Below are 26,296 nucleotides of genomic sequence, written 5' to 3' on the forward strand. Positions count from 1 at the left end.
GAATGCAACTTTACGCAATAAAAAGCGCAATCAAAATGCAAACAAAATCGCAAACAATCGAAACAAAACGCATACAATTTCCAAAAAAGCTTGCTTTAAGAACCGGCAGCGGTTACTATAGAGCCATAAATAAAGTGTCAAATGGCAAAGACAGGCCGGGCAGAGCAATGAGCGGCAGAATGAAACAAAACGCAAACAAAGCACAAACGGTTATGCAAACGCTTACGACATTCTAATTGGAAAAAGGAGGAAAAATGAAGCAAGGAAAACAGACCACGATTGTGGTCACCGCCCCTTTGAGCGGGAAAGTGATTTCCATCACGGAAGTTCCAGATCCAGTCTTTTCTGGAAAAATGATGGGAGACGGTGCTGCTATCCTTCCGGAAGACGGAAAGATTTATGCTCCAATCGATGGTACCCTGACAACCATCGCCCCTACCCAGCATGCGTTTGGGTATACCGGTGAAAATGGCCAGGAAGTACTGGTTCATGTCGGCCTGGAAACAGTCGATCTGAATGGGGAAGGCTTTACAGTTCACAAAAAAGCAGGCGACAAAGTCAAAGCTGGTGATCTGGTGGCGGAAGTTGACCTGGAATTCTTAAAGAACAAAGGCCTGAATACGGTCACTCCAGTGGTAATCTGTGGCGGTGCAGATGGTGCAGCCATTGAAATGGTTGGCAGTGAAGTATCCGGCGGCAAATCGCCAATTCTTGAACTTCGGTTTGAAGAAGCGGCTCCAGAAGAAACCAAAGCGGAAACTGTAAAGGAAGAACCAAAGGCGGCTGAGAATAAAAAGACAGAAAAAGAAGAAAAGAAAGCCAAAAAGGAAAAGAAGAAATTCAAAATCAACTTTGAATTCCTCCAGAAATTCGGAAAAGTTCTGATGGTCGTCATTGCTGTTATGCCAGCAGCTGGTCTGATGATCTCTTTAGGAAAACTGGTTGGCATGTGCGCAAATGACATTGCGGTCATCACAACGATCGGCAGTGTTATGGAAAACATTGGCTGGGCCATCATCAATAACCTGAACCTGCTCTTTGCCATTGCGATTGGCGGAAGCTGGGCCAAAGAAAGAGCAGGCGGTGCCTTTGCGGCATGTATTGCCTTCATTTTGATCAATAACATTACTGGTCAGATCTTCGGGGTAACCGATGCAATGCTGGCCGATCCGAATGCATTTACCCACACCTTATTTGGACAGACCATGGCAGTTGACGGCTATTTTGTCAGCGTTCTGGGTGCTCCAGCTTTAAATATGGGTGTATTTATCGGTATGATCTCTGGCTTTACAGGAGCGATTATCTATAACAAGTATTACAACTACCGTAAACTTCCAGATGCACTGGCATTCTTTAACGGAAAACGTTTCGTACCACTGGTTGTGATCGTATGGTCTGTAATCATTGCTCTGATTCTTTCGATCGTATGGCCATTCATTCAGCTTGGAATCAACAGCTTCGGTGTATGGATTGCAACCTCTTCGGAAACTTCTCCGGTTCTTGCGCCATTCATCTATGGAACACTTGAACGTCTTCTGCTGCCTTTTGGCTTGCACCACATGCTGACCATCCCAATGAACTACACGTCCTTTGGCGGAACCTATGTCATCCAGACAGGTGCTCAGGCAGGTGCAGCTGTATATGGCCAGGACCCGCTGTGGTTAGCATGGGTTAACGACCTGATTAACTTCAAGAACGCTGGGGATGCTGCAAGTTACAACGAACTGCTCAACACCGTAACACCTGCCCGCTTCAAAGTTGGTCAGATGATCGGTGCTACTGGTCTGTTAATGGGTTTTGCGCTCGGTATGTATCGCAACGTTGATGCAGATAAGAAAAAACAGTACAAATCCATGTTCATTTCCATCTGTCTTGCCGTGTTCCTGACTGGTGTAACTGAACCACTGGAATTCATGTTCATGTTCTGTGCAATCCCTCTGTACATTGTTTATGCACTGTTACAGGGATGTGCGTTTGCTTTGGCAGGTATCTTCAATCTGCGCCTGCACTCCTTTGGAAACCTCGAGTTCGTCACTCGTATTCCAATGTCCCTGCAGGCTGGTCTGGCTGGTGACCTGTTCAACTTCCTGATTGCATGCGTACTGTTCTTCATTATTGGTTTCTTCGTATCGTATTTCATGATCAAGAAATTCAAATACGCTACTCCAGGTCGTCTTGGCAATTACTCCACCGATGACGATTCCAGTGCAGAGGATGCATCGGATTCCAAATCAAAATCTGGTTCCAAGAGCGGCCAAAACTCTCAGCCAGAACGCATTATTGCTCTGCTTGGCGGACGCGATAACATTAAAGATGTTGATGCCTGCATGACTCGTTTAAGAGTTACGGTTATGGATCCATCTCTGGTTGCTGATCTGGATGCGTGGAAAGCTGAAGGGGCAATGGGTCTGGTGAAAAAAGACAATGGAATTCAGGCCATCTATGGTCCAAAAGCCGATGTCCTCAAATCTGACATCAACGATCTTCTCTAAGAATTTCGGGATTGAATACCCCAGATAAAGGAGTTATCCATGATGAAGATTCTGACGCTCAATACTCACTCTCTTCAGGAAAAAGAAATGGACCTGAAACAGCAGATTCTTGCTGAATTTATTGCAAAAGAACAGCCGGATGTCGTTGCTTTGCAGGAAGTCAATCAGACCATGAGTGCGGATGCGCTGCCGGCTTTACCCCCTCGGTATGTGGCTGTGCAGGATGGCGTGCCCATGAAAGCCGATAACTATGCCAACGCACTTCAAAACAAGCTGATTGCTCTCAATCAGGATTACTATTTTGCCTGGCTGCCCATGAAGGTCGGCTATGACAAATACGATGAAGGCCTGGCTATTTTCTCCAGAAAACCGATTCTGAATGTCCGTCATTTCCAGGTGTCAAAAGATTACGAATATACCAACTACCGGATTCGTATGGCTCTTGGTATTGAAACGGAAGATGGATGGTTCTTCAGCACCCATATGAGCTGGTGGAATGATCCAGAAGAACCGTTTGCCAAAGAATGGAAAAAACTGAAAGAGAAAGTTTCAGATCTGCCGCAAGTCTTCTTGATGGGTGACTTCAATGGGGATGCAAATGTCCGCAATGAAACCTATGATGAGATCAGAAATTCCGGCTGGTTTGATGCTTACGAACTTGCTTTGCGCAAAGACGAAGGCTGGACAGTTTCCGGTACGATTGATGGCTGGCATGACCAGAAAGAAGTCGAACACCGGCGAATTGATCTGATCTGGTCCAAGCAAGCTGTTTGTGTCCACTCCAGTGAAGTGGTCTTCAATGGAGTGAATCAGCCCATTCTTTCCGACCATTTTGGAGTCATGGCTCAGTACGAATCTAAATAATTAAACAAATTGTATACGCTGACTGTCTTTGGATGGTCAGCTTTTTTTGATTCCTGTTTTTCAAAAAGAGAAGCGAGAATAGCCATTTTACATGGACCGTATCTGGAATTCTCATCAAAAAAGTCGATAAAAATAAAAAGCGATAAGGAACAGCAAAGAAATGGCCCTCTACAGGAAGTCGTCATTTCTGCGGTATAGAAAGAGAACCAGCAGCCGATTTATTGGGGTTTTATACCCAACTGATACGAAATGATATGAAACAGTTAGTATTGGTCCGAAGAGAGAAGGCGGAGAATAGAATATTTGTCTGATAAACTGCAAAGGATGATTTTATCAATAAAAGCGACGAGATAGCAGTGATTTTTCGGTTATTTTAAATTTATGCATCTTTATGTTTTGTTAAAGTGAAGACAAAGGAAAAGTCCAAAGAAATGCAGTTTTGTATGGGTGTTTCCTTTGCTTTTTTTCTGCTTGCATTGATTTGAAAAAGTGACGGAAAAAAGGGTTGTCTGAAGAAGGAGACGTGTGATCCGGTGTGATCTGCCTACGGGAAATGCTTCGACGTTTTTAAATTTTCTTAGATTTTCTTGTCTGATCTTCTTGTGATCATGTTTGCTTTTGGAGCTTCACGTTGGATGCCCGCGCAGAAAAAAAGAATACTCAGAATCAGAAAGGATGATTGCAGTGACCGTACATTTCGAAAAAAACAGTCTGGCGAAATGGGTGACGATTTTAACAGCTTTGATTCTAAGCGCCAGCATGGCTCTTTCCATACTCCCAACCGGCGTTTATGCTCAGGATTTTGATGAGTCTGATTCGCCCCAGACAACCGAACCGGCAGGCCAGAGAAGTCAGGTACGGCTGGATGAAAAGCTGACTGATCCAACTACAGTCTTGCAGGCAAGTCCGGATCGGGCAGGGGATGTGCTGACCTCTAAGAATGTGCGTCAGAGCAGCGAAGGATTCAACATTGAACTCTCGGCTTTGTCGAGTGCTGAAAGAATCAGTACGCAGCTCGAAGAACCGATGGACATCGTTCTGGTCCTCGATACTTCGGGAACCATGAAGGTGAATTTTGGCCAGGATTCGTCTGGTCAGAATATGACCCGCATGCAGGCGATGCAAAAAGCTGTCAATGAATTTATCGATGAAGTCCAGGCATCCAACCAGGAAGCAAGTGAAGCAAGTGAACAAAGCCAGATCGGAATCATTACCTTTGGCGATGAAGCCGATCTGAATCTTCCGCTGACCAGTGATCTGAATCAGGCCAGGAAAGTCATTGATGGTCTCAAACCCTTTGGGGTGACGTATACCGATAAAGCGTTTATCAAAGCAAAAGAACTGCTTCAGTCGACGCCTTCAACTGACAATCGCCGCAAAGTTGTGATTTTCTTCAGTGATGGGGTTCCATCCAATGGTTATGGCTTTACCCGCAGTATCGCGGATTCGGCTGTTGAAAATGCCTATCAGATTAAAAGTGACTATCAAGGAACAGTCTACTCGATCGGAATTTTCGGCACGGCTGATCCAGATGCCTCGATTCTGCTTCCGGAAGATAGTCGAAAAGATAACGAGAACCGCTTCATGCAGGCTCTGTCCAGCAACTTTCCAGACGCAAAAAATTACTCAACCAAAGGGGATCTTGGTCTGCGCTATTCCTACCGCTACTATATGAGTGCCCAGGATCCAAGTGCGTTGTTGAATGTCTTCGAGACCATTTTTGAAAGCATGACCATGGAATCCGGCTATCCGATTGAAACCAATCCGGATGCCCCGAGTCTGAGTGGATATACCACGATGACTGACCAGATGGGAGACTGGATGGAAGTCTGTTCAAATCCACTGCTGAATTATCAAGGACGTCAGTACGAGCCGGTTTACATCCAGCAAAAGGGGAATACCACAACGTATCGGTATTCCGGTTTTGTTGAGGGCAATGTGCTGACGGGTCAGAAAATTTACGATCTGGCCGTAACGGTAGAAGTCGATATAAGCACGCATCCAGGCAGGCAGGGGGATGAAGTTCTGTTTCGCTTCCCGGCTGCTTTACTGCCGATGACTTATTATCGGAAAAATGGACAGGAAGATGTGGAAACAATACCGGCCCTGCCAATTTCCCTGCAGTACAAGACCCGGATTAAACCGGCCATGGCCAATACGCTCAACGGTTTAGATCTGGATGCGAATGCACTTCAATGGATCCAGGAGCACCAGGAAAATGATCAGGTTCGTTTTTATGCCAATGTCTTTCAGAAACAGGGAAAGAATGATTTTGAAAGTGGAGCCACCGCCATTTTCCGACCAGCTTCAGAACCAATTCCAGCTTCAGAAACATCCACAGCAGAAAATGACAATACCTGGAGTGATTACCAGCTCGAAAAAGAGGACAATGTCACCGGCAGTGCCTCATTTCGACAGAAGGGAACCATTGAAAACGGCCTGCGCGAGATTCAGTATGGCAACAATGGCGTGATGGTCTATGGCGTCAATACCGATCTGGAAGTGTACAAATTCGTTCAGGCCGACCGGACTTTGACCATTCCGGACCAGGATTTCCGCTTTCTGATTACGCTCAATGATGCCAATGGGCAGCCATGGACCGGAACTTTAGAAGCTGAAAAGCTGACGGAACAAAGCCCGGATACCTATATTGCGATGGATCCGGTTGAGATTGTGAATGGCCAGGGATCTTTTATTTTAAAAAACAGAGAAAAGATCCGGATTCATGCGCTGCCGCTCTATGCCAGTCTCCATGTAGAAGAAGACACCAGTCAGAGCATGCCTGGCTTTACCTCGATCAGTCCGGCTGTTGACACCACTGTCCTGCCGCAGGGAATGGAACCGATTGCGTTTATCAACACCTACCAGCCAGAACCGCTGATCCTGAAGGCTTTGCAGACTGGTTTTAGCGGGGTGAAGAATCTTTCGGGCCGTGAGTGGCAAGAGAGCGACGTATTCCAGTTTCGGATTGATGCCGAAAGCCCAATAGATGCACCGCTTCCATCGCCAAATACGGTCAACGTGACCAGTCAAAGTCCAAATCATGCATTTGCCTTTGGATCTGTGGCCTTTGAAAAGCCTGGTATCTATTCGTATTATGTTTCCGAAAGCCGTACCGGTCAGTATGATCTTCCAGGCATTAAAGAGTCCATGGAAGTCTACCGAGTTACTCTTGAGATCACCCAGAATCCGACAGATGGAAAGCTGACCGCTTCAAAACCAGTAATTGTTTGCCTGCGGGATCAGGATGGAAATAAAACTGAGAATCCACCGGTTGATCAGATTTCCTTTACCAATACCTATTCCGTTGGAAATGCGGTGTATACCCCGATTCTGACCAAGACGCTGGAGGGAGATGTGGATGGACTTCCTGAGGCCATGCAGACGTTCCAGTTTGAAATGAGTACGACAGATCCAAATGCGCCGATGCCAGACGGTGGCTTCCAGACGGATGGAAATACCAGGACACTGATTGTCAACAATGCGGGAACCCTGATTTCCTTTGGCCCGATCAGCTTTACATCAGAAAACGCTGACCATACGTATGAATATACTTTCAAAGAGGTGGCTGGAAGCATAGAGGGTATGACCTATTCGTCAACGGTCTATCATCTTTCCTTAACTGTCACCAAGAGATCTGTCAAAGACGAGGATGTACTTGAAGTCATTCCAACATGGAGTGTTGAGGATGAAAATCGAGAAGAGGAAACTGAGAATTCAGATAACACGCAGACAGATCAGAGGGCACTTCTACCTTTACCAGCCGAGGAGTCTCCAGTCTTTGAAAATACCTATTTCTACCAGCCGGCAGACGTGAAGCTGCAAGGGGAAGTGTATTTCAATGACCAGCTGGTCAAAACCCCGGAATTGTTTACTTTTTCTATGACCTGGGCAGATGAATCGACAAAAGCAGCTTACGAACAGGAAATCATTCAGTTCAATCCTTCCGTCAAGCCAGAGAATGAAATTTTGCAGACACTGCCCAATACCGATGCCGGAACATTCCAGTTCGATACGCTGACGTTTAACAGACCAGGGAACTATTTCTTCAAAATCACTGAAAATGATCCCTATAACCTGGCTGGATATGGAGCTAAGGTTGATCATTCAAGAGATTATGCAGTTGTTCAGGTCACAACCCCAGAAAATCCTGCGATATCCAGCAAGCTTGAAGCGAGCGTGTATTACATCAATGCTAAAAATCCACAGACAACGATCGACAGGGCGCAATTCTATAATTATTACAAAGCCGTGTTTGATCCTGACGAAGCGTTGACCATTCCGGCCATCAAGCACTTCCAGCATAAAAACGGATCTCCATTAACGGAGGCAGAAAAGAATCTGAGTTTTACGTTTGAACTGACTTCATTGGATACACAGGGTGAATCGGTCTATCGTTTCTTTAAAACGGAAGGGGAACAGTTTAATGTTCTCGATGGTGTGACCTACAATGCTCCGGGAACGTATACGTATAAACTCCAAGAAATCCCGCAGTTAGGCGGCTACCCGGCTGGAAATATCGATTTTGATTCGAGCGTGTATACCATCACGGTAAAAGTTGGAACAAAACCAGCCGAAAAGCCGACGGATCCAGACAACCCGGCAGCGGAGACCGATCCGATCAATCCTGAAGAGCAGACCGGCCTTCTCTATATTGAATCCGTAACGATCCTTAAAGATGGAAATAAGATAGACTGGGATAAAGACAAGGAAGAGCTGGATCCGCTGGTTTTCAGCAATTCCTGCAAGCGGACTCCAGTCACCGCGCCTGCCTTTACGCCGGCAAAGAAAATCCTGCGCAATGACACGCTTTCGGAAGGTCAGTTTACATTCCAGTACACAGTCAATTCTGAACAGATCGATGGCTGGGCGGTGAATCTCAATGATGATCTGACCATTGATGAGCAAGGGAATATCACAGTAACAAACAAGGCTGATGGAACCATTCCGCCCCTTTCACTGACCTTTACCCAGCCCGGAACTTACACAGTGACTCTGGAAGAAATTGGTGAAGAGAACGATGAATTTTACTATGACCAGTCCGTTCTGAGCTGGACCTATGTAGTTACCGAAGAAAATGGCCAGCTCAGTTATACGCTGACTCAGCCACCCCAGCCGGCTGCCTTCACCAATGCCCGCAAAAGCCAAAGTCCGCAAAATCCAGGCGGCGGTGGATCCGGAGGCAATGGGAATGGCGGCAATAATGGAGGATCCAATAACAACACGAACAATGGATCCAACAATGGCGGCTCTGGCAATGGATCTAACAATGGTTCGAATAATGGTTCGAGCAATGGGAATGCCGGAAACGGATCGAATAGTGGATCTGGCAGCGGTTCGAATGGTGGTTCCAGTAATGGTTCCAGCAACAGTTCGAACAACTCGAACCACGGAGCAAATCTAGGAGGCACCAATTCTTCTGGTACCCAGCCCACTCAGACAAAAACATCGGGTTCTTCTAAGAGCGCACCAACAGCACTTAGAACGGATACTTATTTCTGGCTGATAAGTGGAACAGCCGCCGCAGCAATCCTTCTTCTTTCTTACATGCAGGAAAAGAAGCTGAAAAGATCCTTGAACAAGCGCTAAACCAGCAGCAGTTCAAGTGGCCAGACTCTGGCAAGAAAACCAGATCACCCAGTAAATCGAATCTGAAATCTGAAAATGACAAAGCCCCCGTACTAGGTGAAACGAGTTTGAATCGTTTGCTCAGGTACAGGGGCATTTTTGGCTTTTTGAACCAGAAAGAAATCTTCTGGGATTGTGGTCTTTAGAAAACAGGTGCTGGTCACTATTGATTGACTGGCTGACCTTTGGCAATTTTGTCTCGCTCAGAAACGCTTTCAGTTTCTGTATGGGGTGGGCAGCAGCTCTGACGTTTGATGATCTGGTAGGGAACCAGGGTTCGAGAAGCCATCAGCCCGGCATTTTCAAGGTGGTTCAGAGCCTGGCTGGCCGCTTCGATTCCAAGCTGGATGGCATTGACATCGATGGAAGACAATGCTGGATCAGTCAACATACAGAAATATGAATTGTTAAAGGAAATCAGCGACAGATCCGTTGGAATGATCAGGCCCATTTCAGCACAGATTTGACGGACGATGATGCCGTAAATATCGTCGCTGACAACGACTGCGGTTGGATAGCTTGGATTTTTGCGATCCAGAAGTTCACGGATTTGCTCGAGGCCTTCATCATCCCCCTGTTCAATTTCCAAAGACAGTTCCGGAAGATTGGGCAGACCGTGCTCATTGAGGTACATTCGATATCCGCGTCGACGACTGGCTGAATAGATCTCACTGGAAGGTGAGCCGATGAAGGCGATCCGTTTATGACCCATATGGGCTAAATGGGCGGTTGCATCGTAGCCGGCCTGAATGTTGTCATTGTCGACACAGACCGTTTCTGCTTTATTGTTGGCGGGCTGGCCGATTTGAACGTAATCGATGCCTTCGTCATAGAGATACTGAATGACCTGATCATCCTTGCGGGAGAACAGAACAATATACGAGCTGGAAAAATCGGCTTTCTGAAGCTGACGGATAGCCTGAATGATTTCCTGATCGTCTTTACCAGTGATCGTTGCACTCAGGCAATGACGCATATTGGCAAACTGAGTGATTCCGCGAATCACTTCCAGATAAAAAGGGTTTTCATAAGCAATTTCAGCTGAAGGCGGCATGATAATCCCCAGAACAGAAAGAGGTTTGTTTTCAGCTGGAGCTTCAGCCGGTGTAGGCGGCTCATATCCAAGCTGGGCCATGGCCTTGCGGACACGGTCCTGGGTGCGTTTAGAAATCGAAGAACTGTTGCGGATGGTACGGGAAACCGTTGAAGGCGATACCTGGGCTAACGCTGCCACATCGCGAATGGTTACTGGCATGGAAGATACTGCTCCTTTCAAAAGCAAAAACAATGGATAAATACATGCTCAAAATAGATATAGAAAAAATCCGATAGAGGTCAATGGTGCATTCCTTCTGGTTTGGATTGTGCAAACAGGCAGAATAGAATGCAGAGACTCAAAGCGGATTAGACTCAAAAATAAATCGTTATCCGATATAAGGATACCGTCTCAGACATGGCACTCTGAAAAATGACTGAGGCAGATTTGGTTTCTGATGCGGAAATTAAATGCAAATGGAATGAAACAGAATAAAACTAAGAGAAATATTCTTTTTCTTAATCCGTTTGTGATCAGAAATCTCCAGACTGAGTTCGGGTATTTGATACGAAAAAGATATCATATTTCACAGACATCTGAGAAAAAAGTTCGAAAATACGGTTGAATATATTGACTGATCGACGGGAATTTATAGGCAGACAGAATTGTTGCCGACCCAAAATCGGGTATTCATACATCAGGGAAGATGAAGCGGCGAAATGCGGTGGAATCGATATGCTTGGTGATCTGCAACTTTGCACAACTTCCAGACAACCTTTAAGAAAATGACCCCATTTATGCTGGGATTTTCGGGTCTATCGCTTTTGGATTCCAGATCAATTCATGGATTGTTTTATGAGGTTACAATGATGAGTCATAAAGAAAGTCGGGACACTGTTGGAGATTGGCAAGGAAAAGACGCAGCTGACTGTTACAGCAGGCGACGGCTGAACAGGTGCTGAAAGAGTGGCGGGCTGTTCGGCTGATCCAGAAAGTGGAATTACAATTTGAAAAGATCAAGAAATTTGCTTTAAGCCCTTGCAGGAATGATTTGAAAGAGCTTTATCTATCGTAAAAATAACATGTTGCAATTTGTGAGCAATCAACTGGATTAAAAATCATCCGTATGGAACAATATAGAGGCTGAGCTGATAGGCACATTAAAAATTAATAAAATAATCTAATAAAGTTTATGTAAATATATAAGTAAATTACTTATACAATCTAAATAAATTGATCGCCATAAAGCTCGCCTGGCCTGCGGTTTTGCAGCAGTCTGATCCCTGTTCTTTCTGAGTCTTGCAAAAAGCGAAGATGGAAAGATGGGACTGAATCTTTTGATCAGCAAGCATAGAGATGGACTGATTTCATCCGGCAGCCAGTACTTGTCAACAGGAAAGAAACAAAAAGACCTGAAACAGAAACCAGGACCAGAAAATAAGTCATTGGTCCTGTCCTCGTTCATGCTTTGCACAGACTACGGTGAATCCAGATTAAAACCTGTCATGAAAGAGAAATCTGTTTCTATCTTGACCAGATCAAGCGTGCGTTCGGTCGTTAAAGCTTTTCAGACCTTCCGGATCCCTTCTTGATTTCGTCATGATTGTGTTTATCGTCAGTCTGGATTTACCACGCACACGCTTTAACTGTTTCTATCTCTTGAATCCTGCCTGCCTTGTCAGTGCGGGTTTGGAAATCGATCACATTGTTTTCATTCATGGTCAGGATGAAAAGTGATCAGAGCCAGACTGAAAATCTGAAAGCCGAAGGCTGCAGAGATGTAGGAAACAGACTGAAAATGTTCAGGAAACCATTCATACCTAACACAGATTTTGAACATTGATTTTAAATATGGATTTGAATTGATGATTTGAGATCTGTTTTTGTGTGTTTTCCAGACCCTTTTCTATGCAAAGTCTGAATTGTTGTTTCTTTATCTCGTGAAACACATGTGAATACAGATTTGTCAGTCGAGGTCATCGGCTGAGTTTTTGTGTCTTATCAAAACTGAGAAGTTGTTGCAAGACATTTTAGATGCAGCCTGGAAATCTGGTCGTCAAGATTTCGGCTGAAACAGTGAAAGATAGAAGTCTCAAAGAAAATCACCACCTAAAGGTGAAGAGTGGGTTTAATAACTGCCGTGCAGGACAGAGGGACTCGTTTTTTATCTGTCTGATACCAAAACGAGAAGCGATCAGCAGTGAATTCATGCAGAAAGCGAGTCTGACAAATAAATATATTCAAAGCATAAAAAATCCCATTTAACATTATATCTTTCAGAAAACGATGAAACAAGAATTCATTTTTTAAGAAATCAAAAAAGACCGAAAAATATCATATAAATACGGATTTATTGAATGAAAAGCGCAGGAATAGACTATGAAAAAATATAACGTAGCAATTCGAAACCTCTCCACTGTTCTCCTTGCACAGACACTGCTTCTGAATGCCCTGCCAACTGCAGTGCATGCTCAGGAGAGTCAGGACAACCACGAAAAGGCCACAGATACCATTAGCGTTACAGTTTCTGATGAAAAGACTGTTTTAAGTGTAAACGGATCTTCAGTTGCTGAAAATATCGATGTTCAAAGTGAAAATTCTGCCTCTTTAGATCAGGAAAACAAACCGGCTCAAGAATCTGATGGCGCCTTACAGGCAGAAAAAACGACGTCAACAGAAGATCGGACTCAGTCAGAAGATTCAGCCAAGGCCAGTGAGAAGAAAGACTTCTCCAACGGTGAATTCGAAGAATCGACTGACCATCCTGGACCAGCTGACGAAAATATGGCAGGTATTCCTTCCGGTGCAGAAGCGGATGAAGCTTTCAGGGAGCGGGATACTGACCAGGTCCGGGTTGATCTGATGCCAACCGATGATCACAAAACCAAATACAACGGCATGGCTGAGTATCGTCCGGATGTAGTCCCTGATGAAGCGCAAAAGGATATGGATGGCAAATACACCTGGCAAAAAACTGGTCAGACTGAAGTTGTAACCGAAGAAATCGATCGACCGGATGTAACTGGACTGACCCCTGTGACTACAACTGAAGATCTGAAAGATGCCGATGGAAAAGTGATCGGTCAACGGATTACAAATTCGTACATTCTGCCTGATGGTATGCCATATCGTGACGTCCAAGAGGACCGTTATGTCTTTGATCAGGATGGCAATCGAATTGAAGATGTCATTGTCGATGAAGAGCAGAGCAGTGTCCTGGTGAATAAAGTAACCACCTACACCGATGCTACAGTTGAACATAAAGTGAATCCAGGATCGGTAACCGTAGAAATGGAAACGCAGACGCGACGGCTTGATGAAAATGGGAAGACCGCAGTGCCAGAACATGAACTGCCAACAGTTGCCGGCGGAACCGTAATCATTAAAGATGACAGCGAGGATGGCAAGTATGCAGCCGACATCACCCTGAAACTGGCGGGAGTTGCCGGTCTGAATGGCGTAACCATTACGGTGATGGGACAAGACGGCCAGCCGCAGACAGCCACTCTTAAAGAAGTGAAGGTTGGAGATGACACAACATATAAACTTTCTGGGATCCATGTCAGTGGTCTGAGTGGAAAAGATGACCAGCTGATTACCATGACGCTGTCTGGAAAACAGATTTATGACATTACTCGCAACACCTCGCAGTCAACCCAGAATTCGGATTTATTGAAAGATCCAAATCAGGTTGTAAATCCAGATCTTCAAAACAGTACCTGGAAAGCCGATTTCCTGTACAGTGATGGCCTGACAGGGTTAGGGGATGCAGGCAATTTCTCTGTTTTTGCCAAAACCTTTAAGTGGACAGGTCATACCAACGCGAATGTTGCGGTTGGAGAAATGGATGCCAGTACTCCATATATCGGAATTGGCTCGGATAAGAATCCATCTGGAAGCGATCGGCTTGATTACTCCAATAAGGACCTGAACTATGTAGGATCCTTCAAAGGCGACGGCAGCTTTGCGATGAATAATACGAATTCATACCTGATCATCGGGGACAAAGAGTATGCAATCAAGCAGAATCCAGATCCGGGCCAGAGAGATTTGTATACGCTGACCAAAACCGATGTAAATGGCAATGTGCAGACGATCTATAAAAACCAGGGCAATATCAAAGGGATTCAGAAAGCAGAAACACCAATCAATTTTGATAAAGCGTTGGGGAAACTTGCCGAGTATGCGGTGAATCTGCAAAACCAGACCAGTGTCGATGCAGGCATGGACGAAGAAGCGAAAAAGGCGGCGCAGGCAGTTGTGGATCAGATTGCCAAAGCAACCGTTCGTGATGATCAGGGAAATAAAGATCTCCGTATCGACTGCTCTGTCTGCCCGACAAATGAAGATGGAATCTATCTGGTCAATATGAGTATTGATGACTTGCGCTCCCTCAACAGCGGTGATCAGTTCATCCATCTGAATAATATGGGGGATAAAAAAGTTCTGATCAATGTCACTGGTCTTGACCAGAACAGGACAGAGTATGATATCCGCGCCAATATCCGTCCAAACGCAACATCGCAGGCTTTCTCTCCATATAATGCCAATGTCATGTTTAACTTTGGAAGTTATAGCGGCCGCCTGAATTTTGATAAAACATGGTACGGATCAGTTCTTGCTCCAAATGCAGTAGTTGAAGTTGGAAACGGCGAGTTCAACGGCCGTCTTATCGCGAACTCCGTGGTGGATGGCCATAACGAACAGCATGGCAATGGTGATAATTGGCATAAAGGGAAAGAAGAAAAAACAGAAGAAGTCACCATGCAGATGTTTGTACAGATGAAAGTCAACATTCAGGAAGCTAAACATGAAAAGACAATTGTTAATGGAATCCCAAATGCTGAGTTCATCCGCTATAATCAGATGTTCTATGTTCCAACTCCAGATCCAGAGACTCCGGAGAATCCAAATCCAGATACTCCAGATCCAGATGAGCCCGGCAAGTCAGTAACTCCTGATAAGCCGGTAACTCCTGATAAGCCGGTAACTCCTGATAAGCCGGTAACTCCCGATAAGCCGGTAACTCCCGACAAGCCGGTAACCCCCGACAAGCCGGTAACCCCAGATAAACCAATCACACCAGGATCGAAGATACCAAAGATGAACGTCAAATCCAGAACCAATGGAAAAACAGAAGACACACTGACAACAAGTGACACTACGATCTTTCAGACTGGCACCCAGACCGTCTCTGGAACACGGACACACCTGCCAAAAATTGAAAAGAAGGCTAAAACCACTCCACATACTGCAGCATTTACTGGTGTGATTGCGAATTTGAGTGTACTTTTTGCTTCTGTTGGTGCAGGTGTATTAAGCCTGATTGGTTTGCATCGTAATAAAAACAGAAAAAATCACAGTCAATACTAAAGTTTTTATCGCTGAATCTCTATTGTGATCAATAAATGTTGATTGTTGATCAGAAGAAAACGTTTTAAATTTTCGACTCCATCACTGATCTATAATATTAAGAAGAGGCATATAAGAAGAAACCTTAAAACCTGCTACCAATTAGAGTAGAGAAGTCAGGGATTCTTCTTTACAGTTAGCTCTTTATGGGACAAAAAAACAGTCCCATCACTTTTTTCTTGACTTTTTTAGGTGATCTGTCACAATGAATCCCTATCGCCACAGGGTGGTAGGGATTTTTATATCCATATATCTATCTCAGATCTAAAAGGGACATTTAGACCAGAATCTGAATATCCTGATTGAATCTTTACGGCCAGAAAAGGTTGAATGTGAAATGTTAAAACATTTTCACAAAAGTGCTTGACCTGGGATACCTCCCGGTGTTATAGTAATTGAGCGTTAAGAAAACGCGGCAATCAAGTCGCTGATCTGACGCAAATCATCTTTAGATATCGAAGAAATCATCGATTGTGAAATTTTTGAAAATATTTCACAAAAGATGTTGACGAATGATCTGGCTGATGATAAGATAAATAAGCCTTGTGAGGGAAATTGATTCACTCACAAACAGATGGCTCTTTGAAAACTCTGATTACAGACAATTCAATATTCGAAATTAACACGTCGATTCTTGAAACAACACTTAATACTTCAATAATCAATTCACGAAATATAAACGCAATAGCGTTGAGTCAATATCAAATGGAGAGTTTGATCCTGGCTCAGGATGAACGCTGGCGGCATGCCTAATACATGCAAGTCGAACGGAACACTTTTGTGTTCAGTGGCGAACGGGTGAGTAACACGTAGATAACCTGCCCATATCCGGGGGATACGCTTTGGAAACGAAGTCTAAAACCCCATAGGAAAACAGAAGGCATCTTCTGTTTTTGAAACAGGCCTTAAAGCCTGGGAGATGAATGGATCTGCGGTGCATTAGTTAGTTGGCAGGGTAAAAGCCTACCAAGACGATGATGCATAGCCGGCCTGAGAGGGCGATCGGCCACACTGGGACTGAGACACGGCCCAGACTCCTGCGGGAGGCAGCAGTAGGGAATTTTCGTCAATGGGCGCAAGCCTGAACGAGCAATGCCGCGTGAGTGAGGAAGGTCTTCGGATCGTAAAGCTCTGTTGCAGGTCAGAAAAGAAGGAAAGAGGAAATGCTTTTCTTTTGATAGTAACCTGCCAGAAAGTCACGGCTAACTACGTGCCAGCAGCCGCGGTAATACGTAGGTGGCAAGCGTTATCCGGAATGATTGGGCGTAAAGGGTGCGCAGGCGGCGTGGCAAGTCTGAAGTGAAAGGTACGGGCTCAACCTGTACAGGCTTTGGAAACTGCCACGCTCGAGGACAGGAGAGGGCGGTGGAACTCCATGTGTAGCGGTAAAATGCGTAGATATATGGAAGAACACCAGTGGCGAAGGCGGCCGCCTGGACTGTTACTGACGCTCAGGCACGAAAGCGTGGGGAGCAAATAGGATTAGATACCCTAGTAGTCCACGCCCTAAACGATGAGGAGCAGGTGTCGGGGGTAATGCCCCGGTGCCGAAGCTAACGCAATGACTCCTCCGCCTGGGGAGTATGCACGCAAGTGTGAAACTCAAAGGAATTGACGGGGGCCCGCACAAGCGGTGGAGTATGTGGTTTAATTCGAAGCAACGCGAAGAACCTTACCAGGCCTTGACATGGGATGCGAAGACTTAGAGATAAGTTGGAGGTTAACATCCACACAGGTGGTGCATGGTTGTCGTCAGCTCGTGTCGTGAGATGTTCAGTTAAGTCTGGCAACGAGCGCAACCCTCGTGATCTGTTACTACCAGTAAGATGAGGACTCAGATCAGACTGCCGGTGACAAACCGGAGGAAGGCGGGGATGACGTCAAATCATCATGCCCCTTATGGCCTGGGCTACACACGTACTACAATGGCGCCTACAGACGGAAGCGAAGCTGTGAAGTGGAGCGAACCCGAGAAAAGGCGTCCCAGTTCGGATTGAAGTCTGCAACCCGACTTCATGAAGTTGGAATCGCTAGTAATCGCGGATCAGCATGCCGCGGTGAATACGTTCCCGGGCCTTGTACACACCGCCCGTCAAACCATGGAAGCCGGCAACGCCCGAAGCCGATGGCATAACCTGAAAAGGAGTGAGTCGTCGAAGGCGGGGCCGATGACTGGGGTTAAGTCGTAACAAGGTATCCCTACGGGAACGTGGGGATGGATCACCTCCTTTCTAAGGAGAAAGTACAAGGAAGCATTAAGTAACTAAGTTGGAGTCTGTAACAGAGTTTTGGAAGAGCGATCTTCCAGATTGAGTGATAGAGAAATCTTCATTTGATCACAACATGGATCTTTGAAAAACGAACATCAGTATAAGACATAACAGAAGGTCTGACGTAAGTTGTAAGTAGCAACGTTACGAAAGTAACCGACTGAAAAGAGAGAAGAAATTCGATCTTTGAAGTCACAAGATTTACCAAGTCAGAAAACAGTTAACAGTTCTTATTAGAAAAATCTCGAAAAAGCATAGTTAAAAACAAGCATATTTGAAACTAGATCAAGCAAGGAAGGGCGTACGGAGGATGCCTTGCCACTCTTGAATGATGAAGGACGCATCAGACTGCGAAAAGCTGCGGGGAGCTGTCAGGAAAGCGACGATCCGCAGGTATCCGAATGGGGGAACCCGGCTGGAGTCATATCCAGTCATCCATGTCTTTGATATGGAGAGCAACCCGGCCAACTGAAACATCTAAGTAGCCGGAGGAAAAGAAAACAACAGTGATTTCCCGAGTAGCGGCGAGCGAAAGGGAATTAGCCCAAACCATAGCGATATGGGGTTGTAGGAGCGCAACAGACGAAACGCGAGTGAACAGGAACGTGATGGAAAGCACGGACACAGAAGGTGAAATCCCTGTACTGGAAAGCAAGCCAAGTAGTCAGCGAGATCCTGAGTACGACGGGACACGTGAAATCCTGTCGGAAGCAGGCGGGACCATCCGCCAAGGCTGAATAAGTAAGAGTGAGCGACAGTGAAGAAGTACCGTGAGGGAAAGGTGAAAAGAACCGCGCAAGCGGAGTGAAAGAGAACCTGAAACCGTATGCCTGCAAGAAGTCAGAGCCCGTCAAAGGGTGATGGCGTGCCTTTTGTAGAATGAACCGGCGAGCTGCTTTTGGATGCAAGGTTAAGCAGGAAAATGCGAAGCCGAAGCGAAAGCGAGTCTTAACAGGGCGAATGAAGTAGCCAGGAGCAGACCCGAAACCGGGTGATCTAGCCATGGGCAGGTTGAAGCAGAGGTGAAACTTTGTGGAGGACCGAACCGACCATCGTTGAAAAGCTGGCGGATGACCTGTGGCTGGCGGAGAAATTCCAATCGAACCCGGAGATAGCTGGTTCTCCCCGAAATAGCTTTAGGGCTAGCGTTAACGCAAGCCAGCGGAGGTAGAGCACTGAATTCATGATGGCCCCATCCCGGGGTACTGAATGGAATCAAACTTCGAATGCCGCAAGGAGAGTAGTTGGCAGTCAGAGTGTGGGTGATAAGGTCCATGCTCAAGAGGGAAACAGCCCAGACCGCCGGCTAAGGCCCCAAAATGATGACTCAGTGGAAAAGGATGTGGGGACGCACGGACAACTAGGAGGTTGGCTCAGAAGCAGCCACCCTTTAAAGAGTGCGTAACAGCTCACTAGTCGAGTGGCCCTGCGCCGAAAATGTACCGGGGCTAAGTCATCTGCCGAAGCCGCGGATAAGGATTGAAAGATTTTTATGGTAGGGGAGCGTTGCATGTTCATGGAAGCAGAATCGTGAGAGTCTGTGGAGGGCATGGAAGTGAGAATGCCGGTGTGAGTAGCGAGATGCAGGTGAGAATCCTGCACACCGAAAGCCCAAGGATTCCAGGGGAAGGTTCGTCCGCCCTGGGTCAGTCGGGACCTAATGATAAGCCGACAGGCGAAGCAGATGGAAAGCAGGCGAAGATTCCTGCACCCGCAATAAAGGCGATGGAGTGACAAAGACGGGAAGTGTGACCCTCTTAATGGATTGAGGGCCAAGCGCGGCAGTACGGATCCAGGCAAATCCGGATCAATGCGTACAGAGCGTGAAGGGTAAGTGAAATCGAAAGAAAGTAGCCAAGCACATGGAGCGGCTTTCAAGAAAAGCTTCTAGCTTAAACTTTATTGCGGCCCGTACCAAAACCGACACAGGTGGGCGCGCTGAGCAAGCGAAGGTGAGCGAGAGAACTGTTGCCAAGGAACTCGGCAAAATTGCCCCGTACGTTCGCAAGAAGGGGCGCTCGAGAGAGCCGCAGTGAAAAGGCCCAAGCGACTGTTTAACTAAAACACAGCTCTATGCAAAGCCGCAAGGCGAAGTATATGGGGTGACACCTGCCCGGTGCTGGAAGGTTAAGGGGATCTGTTATCCGCAGGGAGAAGCAGTGGTCCGAAGCCCCAGTGAACGGCGGCCGTAACTATAACGGTCCTAAGGTAGCGAAATTCCTTGTCAGGTAAGTTCTGACCCGCACGAAAGGTGAAACGATTTGGGCGCTGTCTCGGCAGCAGACTCGGTGAAATCTTAGTACCTGTGAAAATGCAGGTTACCCGCAACTAGACGGAAAGACCCCATGGAGCTTTACTGCAGCCTGGTATTGGGTTTTGGATGGTCATGTACAGGATAGGCGGGAGGCTATGAAGAAGGAACGCCAGTTTCTTTGGAGCCGCCGTTGGGATACCGCCCCTGATGATTTGAAGCCCTAACGTGAAGAGAGAATCTTACAGACAGTGCCAGGCGGGCAGTTTGACTGGGGCGGTCGCCTCCTAAAGAGTAACGGAGGCGCCCAAAGGTGCGTTCAGTCTGGATGGAAACCAGACAGAGAGTGTAAATGCAAAAGCGCGCCTGACTGCGACACCAACAAGTGGAGCAGGGACGAAAGTCGGGATTAGTGATCCGGCGGTACCGAATGGAAGGGCCGTCGCTCAACGGATAAAAGCTACCCTGGGGATAACAGGCTGATCCCGCCCAAGAGTTCACATCGACGGCGGGGTTTGGCACCTCGATGTCGGCTCATCGCATCCTGGAGCTGGATTCGGTTCCAAGGGTTGGGCTGTCCGCCCATTAAAGCGGTACGCGAGCTGGGTTCAGAACGTCGTGAGACAGTTCGGTCCCTATCTGTTGTGGGCGCAGGAGATCTGAGGGGAGCTGTCCTCAGTACGAGAGGACCGGGATGGACCTGCCAATGGTGCATCGGTTGTCACGCCAGTGGCACAGCCGGGCAGCCAAGCAGGGAATGGATAAGCGCTGAAAGCATCTAAGTGCGAAGCCAGCCCCAAGATAAGATCTGCGGTAGATAAGACCCCTTGAAGACTACAAGGAAATAGGCTGGGTATGGAAGTGGAGTGATCCATGAAGTTGGCCAGTACTAATCGGTCGAAAGCTTAATCTAAGATAACGAGAGCGCCTGTTGGAAGTGATGAAGAATGAAGGATATGGAAACAGAGTCAAAGAGGCAAGTTAAAGACAATGATTCCAGAATCATTCAAAATCACAGACAGGCGGTAATAAGAAGTAAAACGATCAGAAATGATCAGATCATAACTGTAACCAAGGTTATGTCGAAGCTGGTGTTTGTTTTTGAAAGATTCATGTGAAATGAAATCAACCCGCGGTATTCGCAAGAATACTGAAATCGAATCTGTCATTGAATAATCATCCAAGGATGCGCTGATTCAATGCAAAGTATGGTGACGATAGCCAATGGGTCACACCCGTTCCCATCTCGCACACAGAAGTTAAGCCATTGAACGCCGACGATAGTGTAAAAGCAAAAATAGGAAGTCGCCAGACGAAAGTAAGCCCTGGAGGATATGAGAAATCATATCCTCCAGGGCTTTTTACATCATCTAGTCCTCTTTTATAAAATGTATAGTCAAATGAATTCCTGTGCTCTTCAAGTATGGAACACCTTACTGGAGGGATGACATCCAGTTTCTTCTTCGGAAAATGATCAGGCAGAGAATATAACGGATGACCTCTTCAGAAGAAAGCAGCAGGTAAATCCAGGTAATCTGGGTTTTGAATAAATACAACCCAAGAAAAGCCAGAGGGACACCAAATACCCAGGTTCCCGTCAGGTCGACAGCCAATAAAACACCAGTGTGACCACCCGAACGTAAGATACCGCCGCCTAATACCATGTTTTGAACCTTAACCAGACTCAGCAGGCCAAATATCAGCAACAGATGGACACAGATTGAAGCGGTTTGCTCATCGACTGAATAAATCTGCACATATAACGGTGCCAGGCAGGCAAGCAACCCGAACAGCAGCAACGAAAACCAGAAGGAAAGCTTCATCAGATCATGAGAATGAGCCAGAGCCAGCTCGTCCTCTTTGCAGCCAAGGTCCTGACCAACCAGGATGCCAGCCGCCTGCGAAAAGCCCATCAACAATCCCATATATAAACTTTGAATTGGAACTGTCATTGTCATGGCTGCACTGCCTGCAAGAGTGGAATGACCATAGACCATCATATAGACGTTTTCTCCAAGGCTCCAGAAAAAATCAGCCAGGACCAGTGGAAGAACAACTTTAAGCAAAGCATTCATGTTCACGTCGCAATGTTCTTTGACGAAAAGCCAGGGCAGATTCTTTCTGGTAAAGTAGAGAACCATTGCGCTCATCAGAAAACTGGAAAGAACAGTTGCCAGGGCTGCCCCATGCATACCCAAGTTCCATCCAAAAATGAATAGAGCATTGAGTAAAGTGTTCGCACCAATTCCGATGGCGGAAGCATAAAAGGGTTCTTTTGGGAATCCAAAGCACCGAAGCATCACCGAATAGATAATAGTAAAGGAGTGAAAGGGCAATGACCAAATGGCGATGCGCAAGTAAGCCGTTGCCAGATCGGCTGCATCCTGGGTATACCACCTCATGACCGGAAAAATGCATGACAACGCACTAATGAATAAGACTGCAACGATAGACCAGCAGCTGATCCGGTGACATAAGGCTGAACTTTCCTGATAGGCCTTACGGCCAGCGTACTGGGCGGCAAAAATGCCAAGCCCTGAGGCCGCGGCGGTCAGAACGGTCTGAAAGATCGAGATATATTTACCCGCAAAGCCGGCAGCGGCAATTGTAGCAACGCCTAACTGTCCAATCATGACCTGATCAATGACTGTTAATGAGTTTTGAACCAGTGACTGTAAGGCTGCTGGTACAGCAATCGCAAAAACGTCATGTCTAAATGTCTTTTCCATATCCAGTACTCTCTCTTTCCAGTAAAACTGGCTTGGAAATAAAGTTAGGGACAGGATTGAAAATCGCTGACAAAGCCGCCTTGGCCTGTTCTTCATAGTTCTGAGCAACTGTGGTCAAAGATGGATGGCAGAAAGCACCACTTTGGATCCCATCAAATCCACAGACAGAAATCTGTTCAGGAACTTGAATATGGTGATCCTGAAGATAGCGGATCAGTTCCAGTGCAAGCAGATCACTGGTACAGAACACCACTGAATGCGAGACAAAAGGCAGCGTCTCATAAAGAAGAAGACGTTCGTTTTTGTCTGGTGGAACAATTTGAATGGTTGTCTTCAAACCCGCCTGAGCCAGCCCTTCTACACGGTCAAGATCTGGATCTTCAGCAGCGAAGATCAGACACAAGACTTCCTTATGACCACGTTCAATCAGATGATGACCTAAAAGTCTTCCGCCATATCGATCATCATTGCTTACTCCGACCGGTTCATCCATTCCGCCGTTGAAAACCACCAGCGGAATATGAAGCTGGTTTTTTAAAGAGGCATAATCTGTCTTGCAGAAGCCGGCGACAATGACACCTTTCATGTTCCAGGTGCTCGCAAACTCTGCAATTTCTTCCCAGTTTGTGGCAGAACGGACAACAAGATCCAGATCATGCTGGTTGGCTTTGACAAGCAGGGCCGACAAAGTCTGGGAAATATAAGGATCTTCAAAAGGTCTTCCGGTATAAATCGGATGGTCATTGACGACAAATCCGATTAAAGAGCGTGGATTACGCCCTAACAAGACTTCAGCCCGCGAAGGAAGGTAGCCGCTTTCCTCAATGGCCTGTAAAACTCGTTTTTCGGTTTCATAAGAGATTTTGTGATGTTTGCCGTTGAGAACATTGGAGACGGTGGCTACTGATAATCCAAGTTTTTCGGCGATATCAATCAGTCTGACTTTTTCCATGGTTCTCATTATAGAAAATGAAAATTTACTCCCAAAATGTTAAATTGTTAACCTGCTTTGGGGCAGGCTGGAATGATGGAAATGGACCAGAATCTGTCAATTAGCAAAACGTGGTCATGCCGAAAAAGAGAAGTGATGATTGGATCGGAGAGTTCGAGATTTACTCCTCCTTTTCTTTCATTGCTAAGATGCAGTTTTTTAATAAATCCTGTTCTTGACGAATGGAGTGTAAGGCCTGCGCATAGGCATTGGCAAGATAGGTCTGGTCAAAGCAGAAATCCTGATATCCTTGAAGGCATTCTTCAAAGTAGAACTTACTGCAAGGAGCCAGATCGTCATCGGTAACCATTTGATAGTAAAAGCACTCTAGCACACAGACTGATCCATCCGGTTTGTGAATGGGCAGTTCAATAGTCTTGCGCTTATAGAGATCAGGATATCCTTCATATTCATCCAGACTGGAAAGATCGGAATCCTCCATACAGAAGCAGCCGACTGGAACCTTAGATGAAGGACTGGGAATTACATCCAGATAGCTGCGGCCAGGAATTCCTCTCATGACCAGCTGATGATCAGGCAGCCAGCCAGAGCCATAAACTTTTGCGGTTGGAGCTCTTCTTTCCATCTGATCAAGATTCAGATTAGAACCATAAGCGAGATAATATAATTTCATACCATTAATTCCTTCCTTTATATATTTATATATTTATTAGAATATAATGCATAGATTAGTAAATATGAAATTGGGAATAGAATCAGGATATAACCAACCAGGTTCAGCAGGAAGAAAACGTGAGAAAAAAAGATCTGGGTGCGTCTGAGACAGCGAGAATCTGGTCCAGTCCCAGCTTTTTTAACTCTCAAAAAGAATGGCGAATCCGCAATGAGCGGCTTTAATTTGATGTCCGGAAATATTCAGAGAATCTATCGGGAATATATCCGGATCGATTTCGAAGATGGAGGAGGACATGCTAGTATTGGATTATCACATGACAGCTGTCCTGACTCTACGGAAGAGCAGCAGATATGGTTTTCGGATAGAATAGCGCATACAGATGCTACTGCTCAAAATATAGTTTTCATCTTGTTTCATCATTAAAACAGGCAGCTGTCCAGGAGGAAACTATGGAAAATTACAATCCGTTGCTGAAGGAACAGACTGGTCCCAAGTTCATCACGATTGGTGAAATAATGCTTCGCCTGACTCCGCCAAACTATGAAAAGATTCGTGTAGCCAACAATTTTGAGGCCAGCTATGGCGGGGCAGAAGCCAATATTGCTATGGCTCTGGCCAATCTTGGCGTAGACAGCACCTTTTTTACCGCTGTGCCTAATAACTCACTGGGAAAAAGTGCGATCCGGATGCTCAGATCGAATGATGTCCATTGCACTCCGGTGATTCTGACCACCCCTGAACAGACACCGACACACCGTTTAGGAACCTATTATCTGGAAACTGGGTATGGAATTCGTCCAAGCGAGGTCACCTACGATCGAAAACACAGTGCAATTACAGAATTCGACTTTTCACAGGTCGACATTGATGCTCTGCTGGATGGGTATGACTGGCTGCACCTGTCAGGCATTACACCTGCTCTTTCTGAAAGCTTGCAGGACTTTATTCTGGATTGTCTGAAGACGGCCAAAGAAAAGGGAATTACCGTCAGCTTTGATGGCAACTTCCGTTCTAAACTTTGGAGTTGGGAAGAAGCACGGGATTATTGTACAAAATGCCTGCCCTATATTGATGTTCTGTTTGGTATTGAACCTTATCATCTCTGGAAAGATGAATCGGACCATTCTAAAGGCGACTGGAAAGATGATATCCCCTTCCAGCCTGATTTTAAAGAACAGGATAAAGTCTTCCGGAAATTCGTAGAACGCTATCCGAATCTGAAGTGCATCGCCCGCCATGTCCGCTATGCGAACAGCGGCAGCGAGAATTCTTTAAAAGCTTACATGTGGTATGAAGGTGAAACCTTTGAAAGCAAACTCTTTACCTTTAATATTCTCGATCGTGTGGGTGGCGGAGATGCCTTTGCCAGCGGCCTGATCTATGCGATGATGCACAATTATGAACCAATGGATATGGTCAATTTTGCGGTGGCAAGCTCTGTGATCAAGCATACAATTCATGGCGATGCGAATATCACGGATAATGTTGAATCTATTCAGAATCTGATGAATATGAACTATGACATCAAACGCTGATTCATTTTCCACCTGATCGAATAAGAATTGACTGGAAAATAGATACGAAACAAAACGAAAAGCTTCAAAATCTTTCTGGTCTGGAATCAACAAAGAAGTGCAGTTCATTATTTTGCCGAATAGTTATGTTCAACCTGAACTCACGAAGGAATTACACCTATTGGACTAAATATAGATAAAAGTTCTTTTCATAAAGTAAATAATAAGGATTAATTTCCAAGTCAAGTGCTTTTCCATAAGTATAAATACACTGATAGAACGGAGGTGAATTCAATCTATAATAAACTGTTTTTACTTTAGCCCGAATAATTCATGGCTTTTTTCACAAAACCATTTTTCGTGTTTTGTCTTCGAAATGCAAACAAATCTTTCTCGATTAGGTTATCCACATGTTTTGCGGTGGAGGGGGGGACTTAATTTTTTCAAAAATGACGGACAAAAACAGGTCAAA

The 26,296-nt window shown here is 45.8% G+C and carries 9 protein-coding genes and 3 rRNA genes; 8 read left to right on the top strand and 4 right to left on the bottom strand.

Annotated elements, in window-relative coordinates; translation table 11 throughout:
- The first annotated feature begins 254 nt into the window (after window positions 1–254).
- The 3 genes from U4956_RS11950 (at window position 255) to U4956_RS11960 (ending at window position 8,945) form a co-directional block, all read left to right on the top strand.
- Window positions 255–2,492 carry a PTS transporter subunit IIBC gene (locus U4956_RS11950; protein WP_323090923.1) on the top strand — a complete coding sequence of 746 codons (2,238 nt, stop codon included), beginning with the start codon at window positions 255–257 and terminating at the stop codon, window positions 2,490–2,492.
- 39 nt (window positions 2,493–2,531) lie between these two features.
- Window positions 2,532–3,356 (top strand): endonuclease/exonuclease/phosphatase family protein, encoded by an 825-nt coding sequence (locus U4956_RS11955; RefSeq protein WP_323090924.1) that lies wholly within the window; start codon window positions 2,532–2,534, stop codon window positions 3,354–3,356.
- A 723-nt stretch (window positions 3,357–4,079) separates the two neighbouring features.
- Window positions 4,080–8,945, top strand: coding sequence for a Spy0128 family protein (locus tag U4956_RS11960; RefSeq protein WP_323090925.1), 4,866 nt, complete (start codon window positions 4,080–4,082; stop codon window positions 8,943–8,945).
- 202 nt (window positions 8,946–9,147) lie between these two features.
- Here the strand turns inward: U4956_RS11960 and U4956_RS11965 are convergent, their stop codons facing one another.
- Window positions 9,148–10,239, bottom strand: coding sequence for a LacI family DNA-binding transcriptional regulator (locus U4956_RS11965; RefSeq protein ID WP_323090926.1), 1,092 nt, complete (start codon window positions 10,237–10,239; stop codon window positions 9,148–9,150).
- Window positions 10,240–12,399: 2,160 nt separating this feature from the next.
- Here U4956_RS11965 and U4956_RS11970 point away from each other — a divergent pair.
- From U4956_RS11970 to rrf, 4 genes are all read left to right on the top strand, one after another.
- Entirely contained in the window at window positions 12,400–15,393 is a 2,994-nt protein-coding gene (locus U4956_RS11970) for a collagen-binding domain-containing protein (RefSeq protein WP_323090927.1), read from the top strand.
- Between the two features lie 741 nt (window positions 15,394–16,134).
- Window positions 16,135–17,663, top strand: a 16S ribosomal RNA gene (locus U4956_RS11975).
- Between the two features lie 322 nt (window positions 17,664–17,985).
- A 23S ribosomal RNA gene (locus tag U4956_RS11980) occupies window positions 17,986–20,866 on the top strand.
- Window positions 20,867–21,160: 294 nt separating this feature from the next.
- Window positions 21,161–21,267: ribosomal RNA gene (gene rrf, locus U4956_RS11985) — 5S ribosomal RNA — on the top strand.
- Together the 16S, 23S and 5S rRNA genes form the textbook arrangement of a ribosomal RNA operon.
- A gap of 119 nt (window positions 21,268–21,386) precedes the next feature.
- On the opposite strand, the gene U4956_RS11990 is transcribed toward rrf, so the two are convergent.
- The 3 genes from U4956_RS11990 to U4956_RS12000 all read right to left on the bottom strand — a co-directional run bounded on the left by U4956_RS11990 (window position 21,387) and on the right by U4956_RS12000 (window position 24,307).
- On the bottom strand, window positions 21,387–22,682 hold the full coding sequence (locus U4956_RS11990; protein WP_323090928.1) for an MATE family efflux transporter: 1,296 nt from the start codon (window positions 22,680–22,682) through the stop codon (window positions 21,387–21,389).
- Complete coding sequence (locus tag U4956_RS11995) at window positions 22,666–23,634, bottom strand: LacI family DNA-binding transcriptional regulator (RefSeq protein WP_323090929.1); 969 nt, start codon at window positions 23,632–23,634, stop codon at window positions 22,666–22,668. The genes U4956_RS11990 and U4956_RS11995 overlap by 17 nt, the downstream gene beginning before the upstream one ends.
- A 160-nt stretch (window positions 23,635–23,794) precedes the next feature.
- On the bottom strand, window positions 23,795–24,307 hold the full coding sequence (locus U4956_RS12000; protein WP_323090930.1) for a gamma-glutamylcyclotransferase family protein: 513 nt from the start codon (window positions 24,305–24,307) through the stop codon (window positions 23,795–23,797).
- 452 nt (window positions 24,308–24,759) lie between these two features.
- On the opposite strand from U4956_RS12000, the gene U4956_RS12005 reads away from it, so the two are divergent.
- Window positions 24,760–25,845, top strand: a complete 1,086-nt coding sequence (locus tag U4956_RS12005) for a sugar kinase (RefSeq protein ID WP_323090931.1) — start codon at window positions 24,760–24,762, stop codon at window positions 25,843–25,845.
- The last annotated feature ends 451 nt before the right edge of the window (window positions 25,846–26,296 follow it).

This window comes from Allobaculum sp. JKK-2023 (assembly GCF_034745455.1).
Classification (GTDB): domain Bacteria; phylum Bacillota_I; class Bacilli_A; order Erysipelotrichales; family Erysipelotrichaceae; genus Allobaculum.